The 20274-nt window shown below is 53.1% G+C and carries 17 protein-coding genes; 14 read left to right on the top strand and 3 right to left on the bottom strand.

Translation table 11 applies throughout. From position 1 onward, the window contains the following. Positions 1-94: 94 nt before the first annotated feature. The gene (locus NYE33_RS27760) at positions 95-988 is read right to left on the bottom strand and encodes a helix-turn-helix transcriptional regulator (protein ID WP_341068453.1); all 894 of its coding nucleotides are present in this window, start codon (positions 986-988) and stop codon (positions 95-97) included. A gap of 100 nt (positions 989-1088) precedes the next feature. Between NYE33_RS27760 and NYE33_RS27755 the strand changes: the two genes are divergently transcribed. Next, positions 1089-3533, top strand: coding sequence for a glycoside hydrolase family 31 protein (locus tag NYE33_RS27755; RefSeq protein WP_042135894.1), 2445 nt, complete (start codon positions 1089-1091; stop codon positions 3531-3533). A gap of 11 nt (positions 3534-3544) precedes the next feature. Here NYE33_RS27755 and NYE33_RS27750 read toward each other — a convergent pair whose 3' ends face one another. Continuing rightward, entirely contained in the window at positions 3545-4414 is an 870-nt protein-coding gene (locus NYE33_RS27750) for an AraC family transcriptional regulator (RefSeq protein ID WP_341068450.1), read from the bottom strand. Between the two features lie 131 nt (positions 4415-4545). Between NYE33_RS27750 and NYE33_RS27745 the strand changes: the two genes are divergently transcribed. The 5 genes from NYE33_RS27745 to NYE33_RS27725 all read left to right on the top strand — a co-directional run bounded on the left by NYE33_RS27745 (position 4546) and on the right by NYE33_RS27725 (position 9995). After that, the gene (locus tag NYE33_RS27745; protein WP_340946728.1) at positions 4546-5385 is read left to right on the top strand and encodes an amidohydrolase family protein; all 840 of its coding nucleotides are present in this window, start codon (positions 4546-4548) and stop codon (positions 5383-5385) included. A 127-nt stretch (positions 5386-5512) separates the two neighbouring features. Next, a complete protein-coding gene (locus NYE33_RS27740) occupies positions 5513-6472 on the top strand; it encodes an aldo/keto reductase (protein ID WP_042135900.1) in 960 nt (319 codons plus the stop codon). Next, complete coding sequence (locus NYE33_RS27735) at positions 6472-7491, top strand: zinc-binding alcohol dehydrogenase family protein (protein WP_341068448.1); 1020 nt, start codon at positions 6472-6474, stop codon at positions 7489-7491. The genes NYE33_RS27740 and NYE33_RS27735 overlap by 1 nt, the downstream gene beginning before the upstream one ends. 21 nt (positions 7492-7512) lie before the next feature. After that, positions 7513-9759, top strand: a complete 2247-nt coding sequence (locus tag NYE33_RS27730; protein WP_341068446.1) for a glycoside hydrolase family 95 protein — start codon at positions 7513-7515, stop codon at positions 9757-9759. Positions 9760-9824: 65 nt separating this feature from the next. Then, positions 9825-9995, top strand: a complete 171-nt coding sequence (locus NYE33_RS27725; protein WP_341068444.1) for a hypothetical protein — start codon at positions 9825-9827, stop codon at positions 9993-9995. 47 nt (positions 9996-10042) lie between these two features. Here the strand turns inward: NYE33_RS27725 and NYE33_RS27720 are convergent, their stop codons facing one another. Then, entirely contained in the window at positions 10043-10780 is a 738-nt protein-coding gene (locus NYE33_RS27720; protein ID WP_341068442.1) for a hypothetical protein, read from the bottom strand. A gap of 353 nt (positions 10781-11133) precedes the next feature. Between NYE33_RS27720 and NYE33_RS27715 the strand changes: the two genes are divergently transcribed. The 8 genes from NYE33_RS27715 to NYE33_RS27680 all read left to right on the top strand — a co-directional run bounded on the left by NYE33_RS27715 (position 11134) and on the right by NYE33_RS27680 (position 20200). Beyond that, a complete protein-coding gene (locus NYE33_RS27715; protein WP_340946717.1) occupies positions 11134-12816 on the top strand; it encodes an extracellular solute-binding protein in 1683 nt (560 codons plus the stop codon). A 93-nt stretch (positions 12817-12909) separates the two neighbouring features. Next, the gene (locus tag NYE33_RS27710; RefSeq protein WP_340946716.1) at positions 12910-13896 is read left to right on the top strand and encodes an ABC transporter permease; all 987 of its coding nucleotides are present in this window, start codon (positions 12910-12912) and stop codon (positions 13894-13896) included. Positions 13897-13910: 14 nt separating this feature from the next. Continuing rightward, positions 13911-14822: a carbohydrate ABC transporter permease gene (locus NYE33_RS27705; RefSeq protein ID WP_042135910.1), complete on the top strand. Its 912-nt coding sequence runs from the start codon at positions 13911-13913 to the stop codon at positions 14820-14822. 130 nt (positions 14823-14952) lie between these two features. Further along, a complete protein-coding gene (locus NYE33_RS27700) occupies positions 14953-16485 on the top strand; it encodes a response regulator transcription factor (RefSeq protein WP_076244385.1) in 1533 nt (510 codons plus the stop codon). Positions 16486-16507: 22 nt separating this feature from the next. Continuing rightward, positions 16508-18316, top strand: a complete 1809-nt coding sequence (locus tag NYE33_RS27695) for a sensor histidine kinase (protein ID WP_042135915.1) — start codon at positions 16508-16510, stop codon at positions 18314-18316. Beyond that, the gene (locus NYE33_RS27690) at positions 18309-19829 is read left to right on the top strand and encodes a response regulator transcription factor (protein ID WP_341068440.1); all 1521 of its coding nucleotides are present in this window, start codon (positions 18309-18311) and stop codon (positions 19827-19829) included. Before NYE33_RS27695 ends, NYE33_RS27690 begins: the two co-directional genes overlap by 8 nt. A gap of 34 nt (positions 19830-19863) precedes the next feature. Next, positions 19864-20073, top strand: coding sequence for an endo-1,4-beta-xylanase (locus NYE33_RS27685; protein WP_336101112.1), 210 nt, complete (start codon positions 19864-19866; stop codon positions 20071-20073). Further along, complete coding sequence (locus NYE33_RS27680) at positions 20024-20200, top strand: hypothetical protein (protein WP_341068775.1); 177 nt, start codon at positions 20024-20026, stop codon at positions 20198-20200. Before NYE33_RS27685 ends, NYE33_RS27680 begins: the two co-directional genes overlap by 50 nt. Positions 20201-20274: the final 74 nt, after the last annotated feature.

The following is a 20274-nucleotide window of genomic DNA, read 5'->3' as shown; positions in this document are numbered from 1 at the left end:
GAAGTTCCCGGGTGCTGCTTTTTGTTGCTGCAAGCTGTGAGCAGGAAGCAGGGAGCGAGCCGCTATGAAGGTAGCTAGGCTAAGCGCACTACCGCTACACCCCGGAAGAATAACGGGCCTTGTAGTCTGAAGGCGTCATGTTCATATAATGCCTGAACCACTTCGAGAAGTAGCTGACATGCTGATAGCCTGACTCCAGTGCAGCCTCCAGCACGTTGTATGATCCGCTGCGGAGCAGACTGGCCGCCTGGCTGATGCGGATATAGTTCAAATACTCCATTGGGCGCATGCCGGTCTGGGCTTTGAAAAACTTGCAGAAATGCGAGCGGCTAAGCGATACAACGGAGGCAAGCTGATCCAGCTCCAGCCTGTCACGGGAATGCTGCTCCATATAGCTCAGCACTTCCCTGATTTGCCGGTTGTATTCGCGCCTGTGGCGGGGTTCCGGATCCGGATTCTGTCCGGTGAGCCTGTATTGATGGCTGTCTGCAATGAACAGCAGCAGGTGAGCCTTCAAGCTCAGTTCATACGCCGCAGACTGATGCTCATAGCGGTTCAGCAGCTCTTTTATCAGATAGAGCAATGGAGTATGGGTATCATCTGCAGCAGATAACAAGGCGGGCAGCCGGGTTGTCCCCTGCAATAGAGGGTCCAGGAACAACGCCTGCACCCGGTCCGGATACGGTGAAGAGAGCCAGGAGCATTTGAACACGATGGAGTAATAACAGGTGCCGCCTGAGACGGTGTCCATGCCCGAATGAAGTTCCCCCGGGTGAACGATCAGGGCATCGCCTGCCTGAATGGTGAATTCCCGGCTCTCGACTTGGAAGGTAGCCCGGCCTTCCGCCAGATAAATGATCTCCATCTCGTTATGCCAATGCACGGGTAGAATCGAATGAACGCGGGCCTGATGCTCCACCCGGTAGATATGAAGCGGGAATTCAGGCTGACCATGCAGCTTGTTCTCACGGTAACGGTGTTCGTACATGATTACCTCCTGCGAATCGCAATATTGTGCTTATAAAGCACAAATATATGCTAGATAACGGATATTAATAATAATATCATTATAATCAAAGGAAGTCATAATGAAGGGTGGAACTATTGTGAATCTGATCGCTACACACTCCGGTACAGATGGCGTAAGGCTGGAGACTACAGAGGGGATTATGCATATCGCCATGTATACGCCAGGCATTGCCAGAATCCGGTATACCCTGAATGCGGAGCTAAGCGGGAAAGAGAGTCTTATGGTAGTGAGCCGCCCGGAGGCGGAGAGTGTAGAGTGGACGGTTGAGGAACACTCCGGCCATCTGGAAATTTCGACAGTGCTTCTTAAGATTAAGGTGGACAAGTTAACCTGCGCGTTCAGTTATTGGGATGCGGATGGCAGGCTGCTGACACGGGAGCCGTCCAGAGGCGGCAAAACCCTGGAGCGGACAGAGGTCTATCATACGGTCTTCGATGCTTCGGCAGATACGGTTGAGACTGGCCAGGGAGCCGATGGTTTGCGCGCACGCGCCGAAGGGATCAACCGCAGGCTGGACAGAGAGGCTTTTCATACGAAGCTGGAATTTGAATGGCAGGAAGGTGAAGCCCTGTATGGACTTGGCTCCCATGAGGAAGGAATGATGAACCTCCGGGGCCGGCAGCAATACTTGTATCAGCAGAATATGAAAGCGGTTGTTCCGGTGCTTGTATCTACGCGCGGTTACGGGATTCTGGTAGATTCGGGATCGTACATGACCTTCCATGATGATGCCTTTGGCTCCTATCTCTGGAGTGATGCGGATGAAGAAATGGATTATTATTTCATTTACGGGCCGGAGTTCGATCAGATTACCGGGGGAATCCGTTACCTGACAGGGGATGCGCCGATGCTTCCCAAGTGGTCCTTCGGTTATGTACAGTCCAAGGAAAGGTACATCTCCCAGGCAGAACTCATTGCCACCGTGCAGGAGTACCGTGAGCGGTCGCTTCCCCTCGATTGTATTGTGCTTGACTGGCAGTCCTGGACGGGGAATCTGTGGGGGCAAAAGACCTTCGATCCCGAACGTTTCCCTGATCCCTCGCAGATGATGAACAGCCTGCACGCCATGAATGCCAAGCTCATGGTATCCATCTGGCCGATTATGGGCGCGGGCGGAGCCAACCATGAGGAGATGAAGGAAAGCGGCTTCCTGCTCGGGAATCAGGCTACTTATGACGCATTCCGGGAGGAGGCGCGCGAACTGTACTGGAAGCAGGCGAATGACGGGCTGTTCTCCCACGGAGTCGATGCCTGGTGGTGCGATTGCACCGAGCCGTTTGAGGCGGACTGGAAGGGTGCGGTGAAGCCGGAACCGGAGCAGCGCCTGCTGATCAACACCTCGGAATCCAAACGTTATCTCGATCCGGGGCTGATCAATGCCTATTCCATGCAGCATTCCAAAGGCATCTATGAAGGCCAGCGTGCAGCAACCTCAGAGAAACGGGTGGTTAATCTGACACGCTCCGCCTTTGCGGGGCAGCACCGGTACGGCACGGTTACATGGTCAGGGGATATCGCGGCCAATTGGGAGACGCTGAGGAAGCAGATTGCTGACGGCCTTAACTTCTGCCTGACAGGTTCTCCGTATTGGACACTGGATATCGGCGCTTTTTTCGTGAAGAAGCAGAAGGAGCAGTGGTTCTCGAACGGGGATTATGACGAAGGGGTTGCCGATCTCGGATACCGTGAGCTGTACATCCGCTGGTTCCAGCTAGGGGCCTTCCTGCCAATGTTCCGTTCCCATGGGACGGATACGCCAAGAGAGGTGTGGCAGTTCGGAGAAGAGGGAGAGCCTATGTACGATACGCTTGTGAAATATCTGAAGCTCCGTTATAGGCTGATGCCATACATCTACTCACTGGCCGGAGCCGTCGCACACCGCAGCTATACCCTGTTCCGTGCGCTTGCCTTCGACTACCGGGAAGATGTGCAGGTCCATTCGATCAGCGACCAGTTCATGTTCGGTCCGGCCTTCATGGCAGCTCCCGTAACGGAGGCAATGTATTACGGTCCCGGTTCCCTTGAGCTTGAGGGAGTCCGCAAGCTGCGCAGTGTCTATCTGCCTGCCGGGGAATGGTACGATTACTGGAGCGATGAACGGATAGAGGGCGGTCAGATGATTGAAGCCAAGGCCGGTCTGGAGACACTTCCGCTCTTCGTCCGCGCCGGCTCGATTGTTCCGCTTGGCCCGGAGATTCAATATACGGATGAACAGCCGGATGCTGTGATTAGCCTCAAGGTATACGGCGGCAAGGATGTCTCCTTCACCCTGTATGAAGATGAAGGGGATAACTACAATTATGAGCACGGCTCCTATTCCATGATCTTGATGACCTGGAGCGAAGCGGCCCGTAGCTTGACGATTGGGAAGCGGGCAGGAGATTATGCCGGTATGCAGGCGGTCAGACAATTTACTGTAGAGATCGCCGGACAGGCCGGAAGCTGTATTGTAAATTATGAGGGTGAAGCTGTAACCGTCCGGGAAGCAGACCTGAACCTTTGACTTTGAAGCCCTCAATGCGTTCTGCTGTTTCTCCGGTAGGCGGCCGGCGTCACTTTCGTGATCTTTTTGAATGTACGGTAGAAATGGGGCATGCTCTCGAAGCCGCAGGCCATAGCGATCTGCTCGATGGTATAGCTTGATTGCAGCAGGCTGTCCTTAGCGGCAAAAATCCGTTTGGTCGCGATGTAATCCGTCACATTCATCCCCAGACGCTGCTTGAAGACACGGCTGAAATGGGCCGGAGAGATCGCCGCCCGCCCCGCCAATGCGGACAGCTCCAGCGGCTGATCCAGGTGGTCGTTGATATAGCTGAGTGCCTCACGGAACCAGTCCGGCAGCAAGGCGCTTGAGGTTACCGGCTCGGCAGCCTGCGGGAGGCAGTAGCGGTTCAAGTGAAGCAGCGTGAGATGGAGCAGCAGCGTCAGGGCTTGTCCGCCGTCCGGACGGCTCTGCTCCCGTTCGCCGTGGATGACATCGATATCGTTTTGTAAGATTCCGGCGTGTTCAGGAGATAGGGTGTACTTGTACTGCTTATTCTTCTTGGCCGCGTCAAACAGCTTCAGATAAGCATAAGATTCGCTGTAGGTATGGTTAAGAACAAGACCCGGGCTGAAAAATACGGCAGAAGAGGTCACCGGCTCCTCCTTGTCGGGGAATCCCCGGTGCACCGTGTTTCCGGGAACGACGATAACATCCCCCTGGCGCATTTCATAAAAGGTCTGATCGATGAAAAAGGTGCCTTTGCCGCCGTATACGTATATGAATTCGTACCAGTCGTGCTGATGGTCGGGCAGCTCGCGCTGCGGGCTTTTGGTCTCCTTGTAGTCCAGAAGCAGAGAGAACGGCAATTCATTGTCGAAATGCTTGCGGATCGGTTCCATGACGCGGCCTCCTTAGCTAAGGCTATGAATTCTTATCCTTATCATATCAAAATAAGGTATAAATTTGTTTGTTTAAGCTATTTTTATTCCTTTATCGGATGTTTAAAATAAGGTGGAATGGAGGTGCTGAGATGTATATTGATGCTCATCAGCATTACTGGAAGATAGACAGGGACGATTACGGATGGATTACACCGGATATTCCGGTGCTGTTCCGGGATTATCTGCCCGCTGACCTTGAACCGCATTTGCACAAGCACGGGATTAGCCACTCGATTGTGGTACAGGCTGCGCCGACCGTGGAGGAGACGGAATACATTCTGGGACTCAGCGAGCAGGCGGATTCCATAGCCGGTGTGATTGGCTGGCTGGACCTTGCGAGTCCTTCCTTCAAGGAACAGTATCAGCAGCTTTGCAGGCACCGGAAGTTCACCGGTCTACGCGTGATGATCCAGGAGATGGAGGACCCCGGCCTGCTTTTGACCCGTCCATATATAGAAGCGCTCACATTTCTTGCGGACGAGGATGTCCCCGTGGACCTGCTGGTTCTGGCAGATCAGCTTCCGCAGCTCATAGGGCTGCTGGATCGGGTTCCGGGTCTAAGAGGGGTCATCGACCATTTGGCCAAGCCCCCGATTGCAGCGGGCCAATTAGAACCATGGCGAAGCCGGATGGCGGAGATTGCGAAGCACCCCGGTATCTGCTGCAAGCTGTCCGGGATGGTAACGGAAGCCGGTCCAGAGGGCTGGACACAGGAGGATTTCACGGCTTATATCCATGCGGTGCTGGAGCTGTTCGGACCGGAGCGGGTGATGTTCGGCAGCGATTGGCCCGTGTGTCTGATGGCGGCAACCTATGATGAGGTGCTTCAGATCTTGCGCACGGCACTGCAGGAGCGGCTGTCACCGGAAGAGATGGAGCCGGTCTTTGGAGCGAATGCTGTGAGATTTTACAAGTTGAATTCACTATAGTAAGAAGCACTAAAGAAATAAACAAAAAGCACAGAAGCGGCCGGAAGTCCAAATGTTCACCGCAGTGACGATGATGCTACAAGTTCAAATCTTAAGTGCAATATCAAACTACAGGAGGTAGAACGCTATGAAATACAGAAAGCTGGGGAATACAGGGCTGGAAGTCTCCGTATTAAGCTACGGGGCATCGTCGCTGGGAAGCGTATTCCGGGATGTTCCCAAGGAAGAAGGAATCCGCACGGTTCATACGGCGCTTGATATGGGGATCAACCTCATCGACGTCTCTCCCTATTACGGCCTGACGAAAGCGGAGACTGTTCTGGGAGAATCGCTGCAGACTGTACCGCGGGACCGCTACATCCTGAGTACGAAAGCCGGACGTTACGGCCAGGATGAGTTTGATTTCTCCAGAGAGCGGATTATCCGCAGCGCCGAAGAGAGTATGGGCCGTCTGGGGACGGACTATTTGGATATTTTGCTGCTGCATGATATTGAATTCGGCTCTCTGGAACAGGTAATGGAAGAGGGAATTCCAGCGCTTGAGGAGTTGAAGCAATCCGGTAAAATCCGTTATTCCGGCGTGACCGGCCTGCCCCTTCCTATCTTCGAGACCGTGTTGTCGCGGACCGCTCTGGATGTAATCCTATCCTACTGCCACTATTCGCTGAATGACACCGCGCTGCTTCAGCTCCTTCCGCTGCTGGAGAGCCGCGGCACGGGACTAATTAATGCCTCGCCTATCTCCATGGGCCTGCTCAGCAACCGTAAAGTGCCAGACTGGCATCCGGCGAGTGCAGAGATCCAGGCCGCGTGTCAGCGCGCCGCTGAATATTGCCGGGACAACGGAGAGGACATCGCCAAGCTGGCGGTCCAGTTCTCTACAGCGAATGAACAGATTCCGACAACGCTCGTAAGCACCGCGACACCGGAGAATATCCGCAACAATATTAAATGGACGGATGAGCCGATGGATGAACAATTACTGGCAGAGGTACGGGGCATTCTGAAGCCTATCGACGGGGCAACCTGGCCGAGCGGCCAGCCGGAGTGGAACGTGATGCAAGGCCGGAACGGAGATTTATTATAATGAAGGGAATTATTTGTGAGGAGATCGGGAAGCTCGTATACCGGGAAGATCTGCCCGAACCGGAGCTTCAGGACGGAGAAGCCATTGTAAGCATCCGGCGGATCGGAATCTGCGGCACAGACCTGCACGCCTACCGGGGCAATCAGCCTTATTTCACTTATCCGCGTGTGCTTGGGCATGAGCTGTCCGGGACGGTTGAGCGCATTGGCGACAATCCGCAAGGGCTGCGGGCCGGTGATCAGGTAAGTGTGATTCCTTATCTGCATTGCGGAGAGTGCCGGGCCTGTCTGAGCGGCACAACGAACTGCTGTCAGAAAATGAGAGTGTTCGGCGTTCATTTGGACGGCGGAATGCGTGAGCGGGTGAGCTTGCCTGTAGGCAATCTATTGAAGACAGACGGACTGACGCTGGATCAGGCGGCCATGCTGGAGCCCCTGGCTATCGGGGCGCATGCCGTGCGGCGTTCGGGTCTGGGATCAGGTGATCAAGTGCTGGTTATCGGAGCCGGACCTATCGGACTGGGTGTGATGGCGATGGCCAGATATGCCGGTGCGCAGGTGATTGCGATGGATGTCAACGATGAACGCCTGGAATTCTGCAAGGGCTGGGCGCAGGCGGAGCATACAGTGAGCGCCTTGCGCGAACCGAAGGAGCAGCTATCCGGGCTGACAGAAGGCAACTTCCTGCCATATGTCATTGATTCCACCGGCAATATCTCCTCGATGGAGGGTGCTTTTGGCCTGGTTGGGCATGGAGGAACGTTGACTTATGTCGGCTTGGTCAAAGGAGATATAACCTTTAGTGATCCGGATTTCCATGCGCGGGAAATGACCGTGCAGGGGAGCAGAAATGCGACCCGGGAGGATTTTGAACAGGTGATTCGGGCCATTACTGACGGTTATATTGAGGTGGACAGCTATATTTCCCACCGCTGCTCATTCGAAGATATGACCGGCCAGTTCGAGAGCTGGCTGAATCCGGAGTCTAAGGTAATTAAGGCACTGGTAGAGCTCGATTAAATACGAAGGAGCGGAATAGCGATGACTAGCAAGGAACAGAGCCAGCGGTTATGGTACAGTGAACCGGCGCAGGAATGGAATGAGGCGCTGCCGATCGGCAACGGGCGGCTCGGAGCGATGATCTTCGGCAGGGCAGCCGAGGAGAAGCTGCAGCTCAATGAGGATTCCGTATGGTACGGAGGTCCGCGTGACCGCAACAACGAAGACGCGCTGCCTCATCTGCCCAAGCTCCGCAAGCTGATCCTTGAGGGGAAGCTGAAGGAGGCGGAGGAACTCGCCGCGATGACGATGACGGGACTGCCGGAAGCGCAGCGCCATTATCTGCCGCTGGGCGAGCTGCTGCTGTCGTTCAGCGGGCATGAGCAGCCGGCTGCGGATTATAGACGGGAGCTTGATTTGGAGCGCGGCGTATCCCGGGTGAGCTATTCAACCGGCGGGGTCCGGTATACCCGTGAGCTGTTTGCGAGCTTCCCGGATCAGGCCATAGTGGTTCGGTTGACCTCCGACCGGAAGAACGCAATCTCCCTGAAGGCCAGGTTCAACCGCCAGAACTGGAGAATGCTGGAGAAGACGGAGAAGTGGCAGAACAGCGGACTGGTGATGGGCGGAGAATGCGGCGGCCGCGGAGGCAGCTCCTTCGCTGCCGTATTGAAGGCAGTTACGGAAGACGGCACCTGCCGCAATATCGGAGAATATTTGCTTGTGGAGGGGGCAAGCTCGGTTACGCTGCTGCTTGCCGCAGGAACCACATTCCGTCATCCCGATCCGGCGCTGCATGCCAAGATGCAGCTTGAAGAACTGAGCCGGGTTCCCTATGAAGAGCTGCTGGCCCGTCATATTGCGGATTACCGCAGCTTGTACGGGCGGGTTGCGCTGACGCTCCCTGAGAACCCGCAGCTACACGGGCTGCCGACCGGCGAACGGCTGAAGCGGTTTCAGCAGGGGGAGGAGGATCACGGGCTGATCACAACCTATTTCCAGTATGGCCGTTATTTGCTGATCTCCTCCAGCCGTCCAGGTTCCCTGCCTGCGAATCTGCAAGGAATCTGGAATGACAGCTTCACCCCGGCCTGGGACAGCAAATTCACCATCAATATCAACGCGCAAATGAATTACTGGCCTGCTGAAATCTGTAATCTTGCGGAATGCCATGAGCCACTGTTCGATTTGATTGAACGGATGCGGGAGCCGGGACGGGTGACGGCTAGGGTGATGTACGATTGCGGAGGCTTTACGGCGCATCACAATACGGACATCTGGGCAGATACAGCTCCGCAGGATACCTATCTCCCGGCGTCCTTTTGGCCGCTGGGTGCGGCCTGGCTATGCCTGCATCTGTGGGAGCATTACCAGTTCAGCCAGGACCGTTATTATCTGGCGCAGGCGTACGATACCATGAAGGAAGCTGCGCAGTTCCTGCTGGATTACCTGATAGAGGATGAGGCTGGCCGGCTGATTACCTGCCCGTCTGTCTCGCCGGAGAATACGTATCAGCTGCCTGGCGGAGAATCGGGCGTGCTGTGCGCCGGAGCCTCCATGGACTTCCAGATCATTGAAGCTTTGTTCAAGGCCGTCGTCCGCAGTGCCGAGATTATCGGCCGGGACGAGGCATTCCGCGAAGAACTGCGCTCTGCGCTGGACCGGCTGCCTGGACCGCAAATCGGGAAATACGGCCAGATTCAGGAGTGGATGGAGGATTACGAAGAGGTGGAGCCGGGACACCGCCATATCTCCCATCTGTTTGCTTTGTACCCCGGGGACGCATTCACGGTGGAGCATACGCCGGAGCTGGCTGCAGCAGCCCGGACTACGCTGGAGCGCAGACTCGCAAGCGGCGGCGGACATACCGGCTGGAGCCGGGCCTGGATCATTAACTTCTGGGCCAGACTACAGGACGAGAGCAAAGCCTACACGAATGTACGGGCATTGCTGGAGCATTCGACCCTGCCTAACCTGTTCGACAACCATCCGCCGTTCCAGATTGACGGGAATTTCGGAGGCACCGCGGGAATTGCCGAGATGCTGCTGCAGAGTCACACGGATAGCATCAGACTGCTGCCCGCGCTGCCTGCAAGCTGGAGCGAGGGCAGTGTGAAGGGGCTGCGGGCAAGAGGCGGCTATACCCTCGACTTCTCGTGGGCCGATGGACTCGTTACGGAAGCGGTGGTATCATGTACCGTATCCGGTCCTTGCCGGATCGAAGGCCCGGGCCTGGATTCCGTTTTCTTCATAGGGGAAGCGGGAGGCTCTTATACGTTTACCCGGTAAGCGTGAGCCGGAAGCTGCCAGGATAGAAGTTTATAGAAGACTGCGGAAACAGGAAGCTGGCAGAGTTGATGATTATAGAAAATTGCGTAAACAGGAAGCTGGCAGAGCGGATGATTATAGAAGACTGCGGAAACAGGAAGCTGGCAGAGTGGATGATTATAGAAGACTGCGGAAACAGGAAGCTGGCAGAGTGGATGATTATAGAAGACTACGGAAACAGGAAGCTGGCAGAGTAGCTGATTATAGAAGACTACGGAAACAGGATACGGTCAGAATGGATGATTTATAGAAGATTGTGCTGGGATTGGCGCATTTGCGCCAATCCTTTTCTGTGATTATGCAGGAAATTCTGCGTATAAAATAGACCCGCCCGAAGTAGGCGATACGCGGAAATGAAGGGGATAAATCCCACTAATTCCGCCGAAAGTTGGCTGTACGCGGAAATGAAAGGGATAAATCCCTCTAATTCCGCCGAAAGTGGGCGATGCGCGGAAATGAAAGGGATAATTCCCACTAATTCCGCCGAAAGTGGGCGATGCACGGGAATCAAAGGGATAAATCCCTCTAATTCCGCCGAAAGTGGGCGATGCACGGGAATCAAAGGGATAAATCCCTCTAATTCCGCCGAAAGTGGGCAATGCACGGGAATCAAAGGGATAAATCCCTCTAATTCCGCCGAAAGTGGGCGATGCACGGGAATCAAAGGGATAAATCCCTCTAATTCCGCCGAAAGTGGGCAATGTGCGGAAATGAAAGGGATAATTCCCACTAATTCCGCCGAAAGTGGGCGATGCACGGGAATCAAAGGGATAAATCCCTCTAATTCCGCCGAAAGTCGGCGATGTTCAGGAACGAAAGCGGGCGACAAGAGGAAACGAAGAGCAAAAGTGCCCCTGAATCCGCCGAAAGTCGGCGACAAGAGGAAACGAAGAGCAAAAGTGCCCCTGAATCCGCCGAAAGTCGGCGTCAGGAAGAAACGAGGAGCAAAAGTGCCCCTCAATCCGCCGAAAGTCGGCGACAAGGAGGAAATGAGGAGCAAAAGTGCCCCTCAATCCGTCCGATGTGCGCAGGCAAGAGAAAGGTGTAAACTATCTGTCTTGTTCTTCATTTATAGCTGCAGCCGTGTAATCGCCAGCGGGTGCATTAAGTCATTTGAAATGCCGGGAGCGGCTCAACAACCGCTGGCTGCTCCTGTACTAAAGAACGGAAATTCAGTTGCCGCGCAGCAAGCAAGCGTTTTCTTTTTATCGAATTTTCGGGGGGAAGTACTATAGTTTATGAATTGTAAGCGCATTCTGAAAACGTATAATTAGAGATGTCAACAAGAGAATTTATAAGCATAAGCGATTAGCCAAAAAGGGGAGGCATAACAACATGCACAAAACGGCAAAACGTTCAGCCAAGGCCGCGGCAGCCGGTGTATTAGCACTCACACTGGCACTTACAGGCTGTGGTTCTGGCAACAACAGCAGCAACACCGGAAGCAAAGATAACGCCAGTGGAGGAAACGCCAGTCCGGCGGCAGCCGGAGACGATAATGCTCCGGTAACATTCTCGGTATTTATGAGTGGTCCCGGGCAGCAGCCTACGCCTGACAACAAAATTCTCAAACTGATGAAAGAAAAAACCGGGGTCAGCTTCAATATGGAATTCCTGGTCGGCGACCTGCAGCAGAAGCTAGGCGTCATGATTGCCGGAGGTGACTATCCGGACATCATGTCAGGGGACGACAAGCTTATCAATGCCAAAGCTTACATTCCGCTGGAGGATCTGATTGAGAAGTACGCGCCCAACCTGAAGAAGCATTATGCCGATGTGTGGAACCAGATCAAGGATGAGAGTGACGGACACATCTATGTACTGCCAAGCTATGGCGTATATCAAGGTAAAATTACTGAACCGACTTACCAGGGACCAGGCTTCTGGCTGCAAAAGAAGGTGCTGGAGGAAATGGGCTATCCAACGCCTAAGACCCTTGATGAATATTTCGATATCATTGCCAAATATAAAGAAAAACACCCGGATGTCATCGGGTTCGAATCGCTCAACTTCGACTGGCGTGTGTTTCCGCTGCAGAATGCGCCTGAGCATCTGTCAGGACATCCGAATGACGGAGCGGTTATTGTAGACAACAATGTAGCGCAGATTTTTGCCGACAAGGATATGTCCAAGGATTACTACAAGAAGCTTAATGAGATTAACGCTCAAGGGCTGATGGATAAGGAAGCGTTCGTGCAGAACTATGACCAGTATCTGGCCAAAATCGCAAGCGGCAAGGTCGTCGGTATGTTTGACCAGCACTGGAACTTTCAGGACGGTGAGACTTCCCTGATCTCCCAGGGCAAAATCGAAGATACGTACATCGGCTTCCCTCTGCTCTATCCGGGTGCTGAGGAATGGTACCGTGACCGCGGAGCAGTCGGCACCAACCGCGGCTTCGGCATTTCGATCAATGCCAAGGACCCTGAGCGCATTATCAAATTCTGGGATCAGATGATCACTGAGGAATGGCAGAAGACGATCCAATGGGGAGTCAAGGGCGAGGATTATGAAGTGAATGCGGACGGTTCGTTCTACCGGACACCGGAACAACGGGCAAACGCTGACAAGACAAGCTGGCAGGTAGCTAACAAAATCACAGGTATGCACGGTTATATGCCTAAAATTCAAGGTACGTACAGCGACGGAAATGCAGCAGATCCGGGTACGCAGCCACAGGAATTCTTCGACAGCCTGAAGCCTTATGACCAGAAGATTCTGAAGGCGTACAACAAGAAATCCTGGTCTGAATTCTTCAAGGAACCCAAAGAGAACAATATCTACTTCCCGGCGTACTCCATCGTGCTTAAGGATGGTTCGCCAGCTCAGCTTGCACAGTCCAAGCTGAATGACCTTCAGGTTAAATTCCTGCCCAAAGCCATTATGGCCAGTCCGGCAGAGTTCGAAGGTGTATGGCAGGATTATGTGGACAAAATCCACAAGCTGGACATCAAGGCCTACGAAGACCGGATTAATGAAGGCATCCAGCAGCGTATCGAAAAATGGAGCGTCAAGTAAGCGGCACTAAGGCTTGAAACGGAGCGGGAAATGAACTTTCCCGCTCTTCCTAAATAGGAGTGGAGAGAACGATTACACAGGAGGGAATACTACATGTCTGATGCCGTACTGGACAAACAGGTCAAGAAACAGAAGACCCGTAGAAGCAAAGTCGATCCGGAAATCGGTGTGAGCCTCAGCTGGAAGACGCTAAAGATACAGAAACAGCTTATTTTTATGTCTGTGCCGATTGCCATCTATCTAATTATTTTTAACTATGTACCCGTTTGGGGCTGGATTATGGCCTTTCAGAATTACCGCCCGGCGCTGTCCTTCGGCCAGCAGGAGTGGGTAGGCTTCCAGCAGTTCAAATTCTTATTCTCCGATGAGACCTTCATGCTGGTGTTGCGCAACACGGTTGCCATGAGCTTCATCAATCTTGTACTCGGTACGGTGACGGCTATCGGCCTGGCTTTGCTGCTGAATGAGATTAGACTCAAGTTCTTCAAACGTATCGTCCAGTCAATTTCATATTTGCCGCACTTTCTGTCCTGGGTTATCGCAGCGGGTATTGTCGCTACCTCCCTGTCGATTGATGACGGGATTGTCAATGTCATTCTAATGAAGCTTCACCTGATCAAAGATCCGATTATGTGGCTCAGTGAGGGCAAGTATTTCTGGGGCATTGTCGGGGCTTCCAACGTGTGGAAAGAAGTAGGCTGGGGTACGATTATCTATCTGGCCGCGATTACCTCCATTGACCCTTCCCTGTATGAGGCAGCATCCATCGACGGCGCTACGCGTCTGCAAAAAATGCGTTTTGTCACTCTTCCGGGAATTAAAGCAACCTTTGTGATTCTGCTGATTATGAATATTGGACATATTCTGGATGCCGGCTTTGAACTTCAGTACCTGCTCGGCAACGGTCTTACTATAGACTATTCGCAGACCATCGACATCTTCGTCATTAAGTACGGGATCTCTATGGGGAACTATTCTCTGGCTACGGCAGCAGGGATCTTCAAGACCATCGTCAGCGTTATTCTCGTCTTCATGGCCAACTATACTGCCAAACGTCTCGGCGAAGAGCGGTTAATCTAAAGGAGGAAGCCCTTATGAAAGCTGTAGCAAAAGGATCAAGCCGCATAGAGCCGGTTGTGTTTCATACACTGAACACGCTGTTCATGCTCTTTGTGGTTGCTGTAACCCTGTATCCATTCCTCCACACGATGGCTGTTTCGTTCAACGACGGCAGTGACACGCTGGCCGGTGGAATCTATCTCTGGCCCCGTTCGTGGACGCTGGAGAATTACAAGGCGGTCTTTGTTTCAGGGACGATCTACCATGCCGCATTTATCTCGGTATCCCGCACGGTCATCTCAACGCTGCTCGGTGTTTTTCTCACCACTATGCTGGCTTATGCACTGGCGCAGCCACAATATATTTTTCGCAAAAAAATCGGCCTGCTGTTCATCCTGACCATGTATTTCAATGCCGGACTGATTCCGAACTACTTCCTGATCAAGAATATGGGCCTGCTGCATAGCTTCATGGTCTATATCCTTCCGAGTCTGGTCAGCGCATTCAACCTGATCATTATGCGGACCTATATCCGCGGTCTTCCGTTCAGTCTAACCGAATCGGCGAAGATCGACGGGGCGGGGGATTTCCGGATTTTCTGGAAAATCATCTTCCCGCTGTGTACTCCTGTACTGGCAACGGTTGCTTTGTTCATTGCGGTAGGTTCATGGAATGCCTGGTTCGATACCTTCCTCTATGCTTCCTCGGATCTTAAGCTAAGCACACTGCAATATGAAATGATGAAGCTGCTGGGTTCCACGATGAGCACGAACAATGATCCTTCCATGCTTGCGGGAGGCCAGAATAATCAGGTGCAGGCCCTGGTTACACCGGCTTCCATCCGTTCCGCGATCACGATCGTTACGGCTGTCCCGATTTTGTTCGTCTACCCTTTCTTGCAGAAGTATTTCGTGGTAGGGTTGAACCTGGGAAGTGTGAAAGAATAATTGTCATTTAGAATGATATAAGAAAAATATGGATAATATAACCGTTTCGGGTGAAGCCGAAGCGGTTTCTCCTGTTCAATACTGGTCAGCCTTGCAGAACTCAAAATACTTAAATAAAGAGGGTGATCCAATGCTTAAGGTACTGTTTGCCGACGATGAGCCGCTTATGCTGGAAGGGCTGCGATTCCTGGTAGACTGGGAGAAATTAAACTTTGAAGTATGCGGTGAGGCTCTGGACGGGGAGGACGCGCTGGAGCTGATTCACAGCACCCGTCCTGATCTGGTTATAACTGATGTGCGCATGCCGGTAATTGACGGTCTTGAACTAATAAAAAGAGCTTCCAAAACCGATTTCCGGCCCAAGTTTATTATCTTCAGCGGCTACGCCGACTTTGAATATGCCAAGCGGGCGCTTAAGTACGGGGTATCCAACTATTTGACCAAACCTCTGGATGAGAAGGAACTGACAGAGGCGCTGCAGATCGTAACCGACCAAATCCATAAGGAGCGCAAGGTGTCCTCACGGCGCGAGGCTCTTTCGGCTCTGATGCAGGCGGATACGGTATCCCGGCTCCTGATGCGGGAGAACACGGAAGAGGAGCGGCAGAAGGGGATGAAGAGCCTTGGGATCACCCCCGCCTCGCGGATATGCTGTATACTGGTCCATGGAACAGCGCCTGACAGTCTTCAGCTGCGTGAGCAGGTCTCTGCCATGGGCGGCAAGGAGCCGCTGTGCAGCCTGAGCGTCTATCCGTTCACTGCAGGAAGCGGGAAGCATGGATATTTGCTGGTGTCCCCGCAGGAAGGACCGGAGCTTGACCCGGCCATGCTCACAAGCTGGATGGATGAAATACGTCCCTTGTACAGCACTCCGGTCTGTTTCACGGCAAGCCTTCAGCATCACGGACCGGAAGCTCTGAATTCGGCTTATCAGGATGCGCTGGCTGCTGAGCTGTGCAGGCCGGATGCCGCGGAGGGCGGAGCGACCGGCTTCTTCGAGAAGCAGGATAAGACTCAGATGGCGATGCTTCCGGCAGAGCTGAGAAGATCGCTGCTGCAATCCGTCACTGAAGGGAAGCTTGAGCACCTGAGCGGGCAACTCCGCGATGTGTTCAAGATATTCTCGGCGGAGGTGGCTTCAAGCTCATGGATCGACGCTTTTCTGGCCAATATCAAAGCTGAGCTGCTACGTGAAATTACTGCCAGAGGGGGAGACTATGCGCAGTGGGTGAAAAAATGGTTTCCGTCCCGGTATACGGCCAGCTGCCTGCCTCTGCTGGAGAGGCAGACGGAGGAGGAGCTGTGCGAGGCTGCAGAATGGTTCGCAGCTGCTGCGGACGGCAGGCGGGAGGACCAGATAGTGTCTGCCGTGACGGAGTATGTCCGCAGGCATTATCAGGAGAAGCTGAAGCTGCAGGATATTGCGAAAGTTCTGCATGTGAATTCCGCTTACCTGGGACAACGGTTCAGGAAGCATTACGGCAGCTCTTTTAACGACTATCTCCATGAATACCGCATTGAAGAAGCCAAGAAGCTGCTGCGCCGGACCGATATGGGTATTTCCGATATCTCAAGCCGGGTGGGCTATGCGGACGCTGATGTGTTCGCTGCCAAGTTCAAGGCGCTCAACGGCGTTACGCCTACCGTATACAAGAAGAGCTAAATCAAGGGGAGGAGGGGACTGCATGAAGCATAAACGGAAGCCGTCTGCCTTCATCAATGATATTCCGCTCAAATACAAGTTTTTGTTTATCTACTTACTGTGTGTTCTCGTCCCCATACTCAGCATCAACGCCCTTTTTTATGTGCAGATCAGCCGCAACGTGGAAGTACGGGAGAGGGAGAATCTGGGGATTTCGGTAGACCGGGTGGTCTATGATCTGATGCAGATCGTGAATGAATGTGTGGCGATCAGCAATACGGTGGCTGCAGACCGGCCCTATATGGAGATGATGGATTATGCCTACCCGGATAATGAGGCTTATTATGATGCCTATAACGATTTTCTTAAGGACAAGCTGCGGCAGTACAGCAATCTCCACTCCTATATCTACTGGATGGGCATATATACCTCCAATCCGACGATCCAGAATGGCAGCAGCTATTTTATTCTGTCAGACAAGGATAAGCAGAGTGAATGGTACCGCAAAATATCAAGCAGCACAGACAAGGTATTGCTGACCTCCTATCAGGGGACCAACCCGCTTAATCCGCCCCAGCAGGAGGTGTTTGTCAGCCTGATCCGCAAGCTGGATAACTTTACGGGCCAGCCCTACAATAAGTATTTGCGGATTGATCTGCGGCTGAACAATGTGCAGGAGCTGTTCCAGAAGGAGCGTGATTATCTGGATTTCAAGCTGCTGGATGAGAAGAACCGGATCGTGCTGGCATCGGGTCAATCCTTCTACTCGCTGGACACCAATGCTCTGCTGAATGTGGACACAAGCCTGGATCAGCCATCCAAGCAGATTGTCCGTACGCTCAGCAGTGCAGCCTACACCAAGGGCTGGCGTCTGGTCGGAACTCCGGAGGGCCGGAAGGTGAATCATGAAATGGTCCATGCCCTAAGGATCTCACTGATTCTTGCTCTATTAACTATAATTCTCCCTACCCTGCTCATGATTGTGATTATAAGGTCCTATAATCTGCGGGTCAGATTGCTCTACAAGCATATGAAGCTGGTCAAATATGAACAGTTCGAGAGCATTGATATGTATGAGGGGAAGGATGAAATCGGCGGACTGATCCGCAGCTTCAATCTGATGACCGGGAAAATCCGCAATCTGATCAATGATGTCTATAAGCTGGAGATTCAGAAGAAGGACCTGGAGCTTGAACGGGTACGGGCGGAGCTGAAATATCTGGAAAGCCAGGTGGACCCTCATTTCCTCTTCAATACGCTGAATGCCATATTGGTCATTTGCAAGAAATATAAGTATGAACAAGTCACGGATGTCATCCGCAATCTGGCGCTGATTATGCGCAGGCTGCTAAGCTGGAAGGATGATCTTATTACTGTAGAGGAAGAGGTCTCTTTTATCGAAATGTATCTGCAGATTGAGAAGTTCCGCTTTCAGAACCGGTTCTCATATGTGCTGGATATTGAGCCGGAGGTGCTGAAATGCCGGATTCCCAAGATGAGCATACAGGCCTTGGTGGAGAATTCCTGCAAGCATGGCCTGCAGTCGGTCAAATGGGCAAGGGAAATCCACGTGTCCGCGGCGAGGGATAACGCTGGCCTGCTGATCGTAGTGACGGACAATGGCAAGGGAATCGAGAAGGAGAAGCTGGAATGGATCAAGTCCCATCTGGAAACGGAGCAGGATTCCGGACAAAATGTCGGGCTTCGCAATGTGTATAAACGCTTGATGTTGTACTATAACGGCAGAGCCAGGTTCAGCATTGAGAGCACCGAATATGAACAGACGGTCATTACCATCCGGATTCCCGAGGACTTGAGCCTGGATCTGGTAGTGGAGGGATCTCATGTATAAAGTGGTACTCGCGGATGATGAAACCCTCGCATTAGAGGGATTGCGGACACAGACGGATTGGGAAGAGCTGGGCTTTGAAATCTGCGGAGCCTGCGAGAATGGGGAGGAAGCGCTGGCTGCGATTGTACAAAACTCGCCCGATCTTGTGATTACAGATATCCGTATGCCCGGGATTGACGGGCTGGAGCTGATAAGGCGCGTGCGCAGCCTTGAGATGGAGCAGCCGATCTTCGTCGTTCTCAGCGGCTACGGCGAATTCGAATATGCAAGAACTGCCATTCGTTATGGGGTAAGTCACTATCTGCTGAAGCCGGTCGTAGAGGCCGAATGGGATAAGGTGCTTACAGACATTACGGATGAGCTGGAGCTGCGCGTTAAGCAGAGGATGCAGCAGAGCATGCTGGCGAGCCGGCTGCTGCCGCTGGCGATTGCGCGCATGCTTGAGGGCCACTGGGCCGAGCCTGAAGAGGAGGCGGCCGAGCAGATGGACCGTCTGGATGAGACCGTTACGGGCTGGACGTATCTGCATGTGGAGGGCGATAGCAGCAATATTACAGACCTTTGCCGGGAGCTGGCCGGACCGGCAGGTGCCCTGTTCATTGACCTGCCCGGCGATCAGGCCGGACTGGTTGTGGAGAGCTCGGCGGGGGCGGCCGGGCTGGCGGAGCAGCTATATGCCGGGCTGATCCGCAGCGGTGTGAAGGGCTCCGTCAGCATCGGGCCGAGTGTACAGTCACTCCGCGAGCTGCCTGTCTCCTACAGGGAAGCGGCAGGGGCTGCGGCCCGCCGCTATTTCTATTCAGACGGAAGCGGTCCGGTGCATTCGGCCATTGAAGGCGAGGGCCAGGTGAACTACAATCTCCCTGCCACAGAGTTGCTCGAGGAAATAATAAGCGCTGTGGAGAGGCTGCAGGAGCAGAAGGTTCAGGAGAAGCTGAACGAAATGTTCAGCGTGTTCAAGGAGAACCGGACAGATCCGGGAGTTGTACAGATGACCAGCATGGATATCATGCTGAGAAGCATGGAATTGCTGAAGGAATTCGGCGGAGCGGACGATCAGTGGATCGGTTCGCTTGATTTTTTCAGAACGGAGCCCAAATCACTGGAAGCCCTGCAAGCCACCCTTCAGAGCGCGCTGGCAACAAGTATGAATTATATCCGGCAGCACAAGGAACGTAACTCAGAGCATCCGCTTATCCGCGTAGAATGCTTCTTGCGGGATCATTATTCCAGGCATTTGACTGTAAAAGAGATTGCCGAGCATTTCTATATCAATCCGGTGTACCTGGGCCAGGCCTTCATCAAAAAGCATGGGATCAGCATTCTGGAGTACATTCACAATCTGCGTATAGAAGCAGCCAAGAAGCGGCTGATCGAAACCCGCGACACAGTCAGGAGCATTGTGGAGAGTGTGGGTTATGTGCACTATCACCATTTCCTGAGAGAGTTTGAGAAACGGACGGCACTGAAGCCGGTGGCATTCCGTGAACAGGCCCAGTCTGAAAAAGGATAGGATCCATTAATTTATTAGGGTCCATGTATTTAGTATGGTAATGGTAAACGCATACAAATTCGCTATGATAGAGATAGCTGTCCAACAATGCTGTTATTCACAGGAGGTCCACGGCATAGGCATGCAGGCCCATTGGAATATCTATGGCCCGTCCATTGAAGAAATCCGCAGCGCCCTTGAGCTGTACGCCTCTTTTGGGGCTCAAAATCCTGATTACGGAGCTGGATATCTCCATGTTCCGTAATCAGGATAAGCGCACGGACTTGAAAGCGCCAACATTAGAAATGCTGAGGCTCCAGGAGGAGCGTTATGCGGAGATCTTCGCCCTTCTGCTGGAATACAAAGCTTCCATTGATTCGGTGATCTTCTGAGGCGTGGCCGATGATTATACCAGGCTGGACGGTTTCGCAATCCTAATTGTTATAACCATCTTATCGCTAACAAC

It is taken from the genome of Paenibacillus sp. FSL R10-2199 (assembly GCF_038000235.1).
Taxonomy (GTDB): Bacteria; Bacillota; Bacilli; order Paenibacillales; family Paenibacillaceae; genus Paenibacillus_AQ; species Paenibacillus_AQ phytohabitans.
Note: the sequence above shows the minus strand (reverse complement) of the source record. Positions and strands in the feature narration are given on the sequence as shown.

Excerpts from the sequence above, each read along its gene's own strand:
- NYE33_RS27715 (WP_340946717.1), top strand. The coding sequence starts at position 11,134 with ATGCACAAAACGGCAAAACGTTCAGCCAAGGCCGCGGCAGCCGGTGTA.
- NYE33_RS27705 (WP_042135910.1), top strand. The coding sequence starts at position 13,911 with ATGAAAGCTGTAGCAAAAGGATCAAGCCGCATAGAGCCGGTTGTGTTT.
- NYE33_RS27755 (WP_042135894.1), top strand. The coding sequence starts at position 1,089 with ATGAAGGGTGGAACTATTGTGAATCTGATCGCTACACACTCCGGTACA.
- NYE33_RS27710 (WP_340946716.1), top strand. The coding sequence starts at position 12,910 with ATGTCTGATGCCGTACTGGACAAACAGGTCAAGAAACAGAAGACCCGT.
- NYE33_RS27750 (WP_341068450.1), bottom strand. The coding sequence starts at position 4,414 with ATGGAACCGATCCGCAAGCATTTCGACAATGAATTGCCGTTCTCTCTG.
- NYE33_RS27685 (WP_336101112.1), top strand. The coding sequence starts at position 19,864 with ATGGTAATGGTAAACGCATACAAATTCGCTATGATAGAGATAGCTGTC.
- NYE33_RS27695 (WP_042135915.1), top strand. The coding sequence starts at position 16,508 with ATGAAGCATAAACGGAAGCCGTCTGCCTTCATCAATGATATTCCGCTC.
- NYE33_RS27745 (WP_340946728.1), top strand. The coding sequence starts at position 4,546 with ATGTATATTGATGCTCATCAGCATTACTGGAAGATAGACAGGGACGAT.
- NYE33_RS27700 (WP_076244385.1), top strand. The coding sequence starts at position 14,953 with ATGCTTAAGGTACTGTTTGCCGACGATGAGCCGCTTATGCTGGAAGGG.
- NYE33_RS27690 (WP_341068440.1), top strand. The coding sequence starts at position 18,309 with ATGTATAAAGTGGTACTCGCGGATGATGAAACCCTCGCATTAGAGGGA.
- NYE33_RS27730 (WP_341068446.1), top strand. The coding sequence starts at position 7,513 with ATGACTAGCAAGGAACAGAGCCAGCGGTTATGGTACAGTGAACCGGCG.
- NYE33_RS27760 (WP_341068453.1), bottom strand. The coding sequence starts at position 988 with ATGTACGAACACCGTTACCGTGAGAACAAGCTGCATGGTCAGCCTGAA.
- NYE33_RS27735 (WP_341068448.1), top strand. The coding sequence starts at position 6,472 with ATGAAGGGAATTATTTGTGAGGAGATCGGGAAGCTCGTATACCGGGAA.
- NYE33_RS27740 (WP_042135900.1), top strand. The coding sequence starts at position 5,513 with ATGAAATACAGAAAGCTGGGGAATACAGGGCTGGAAGTCTCCGTATTA.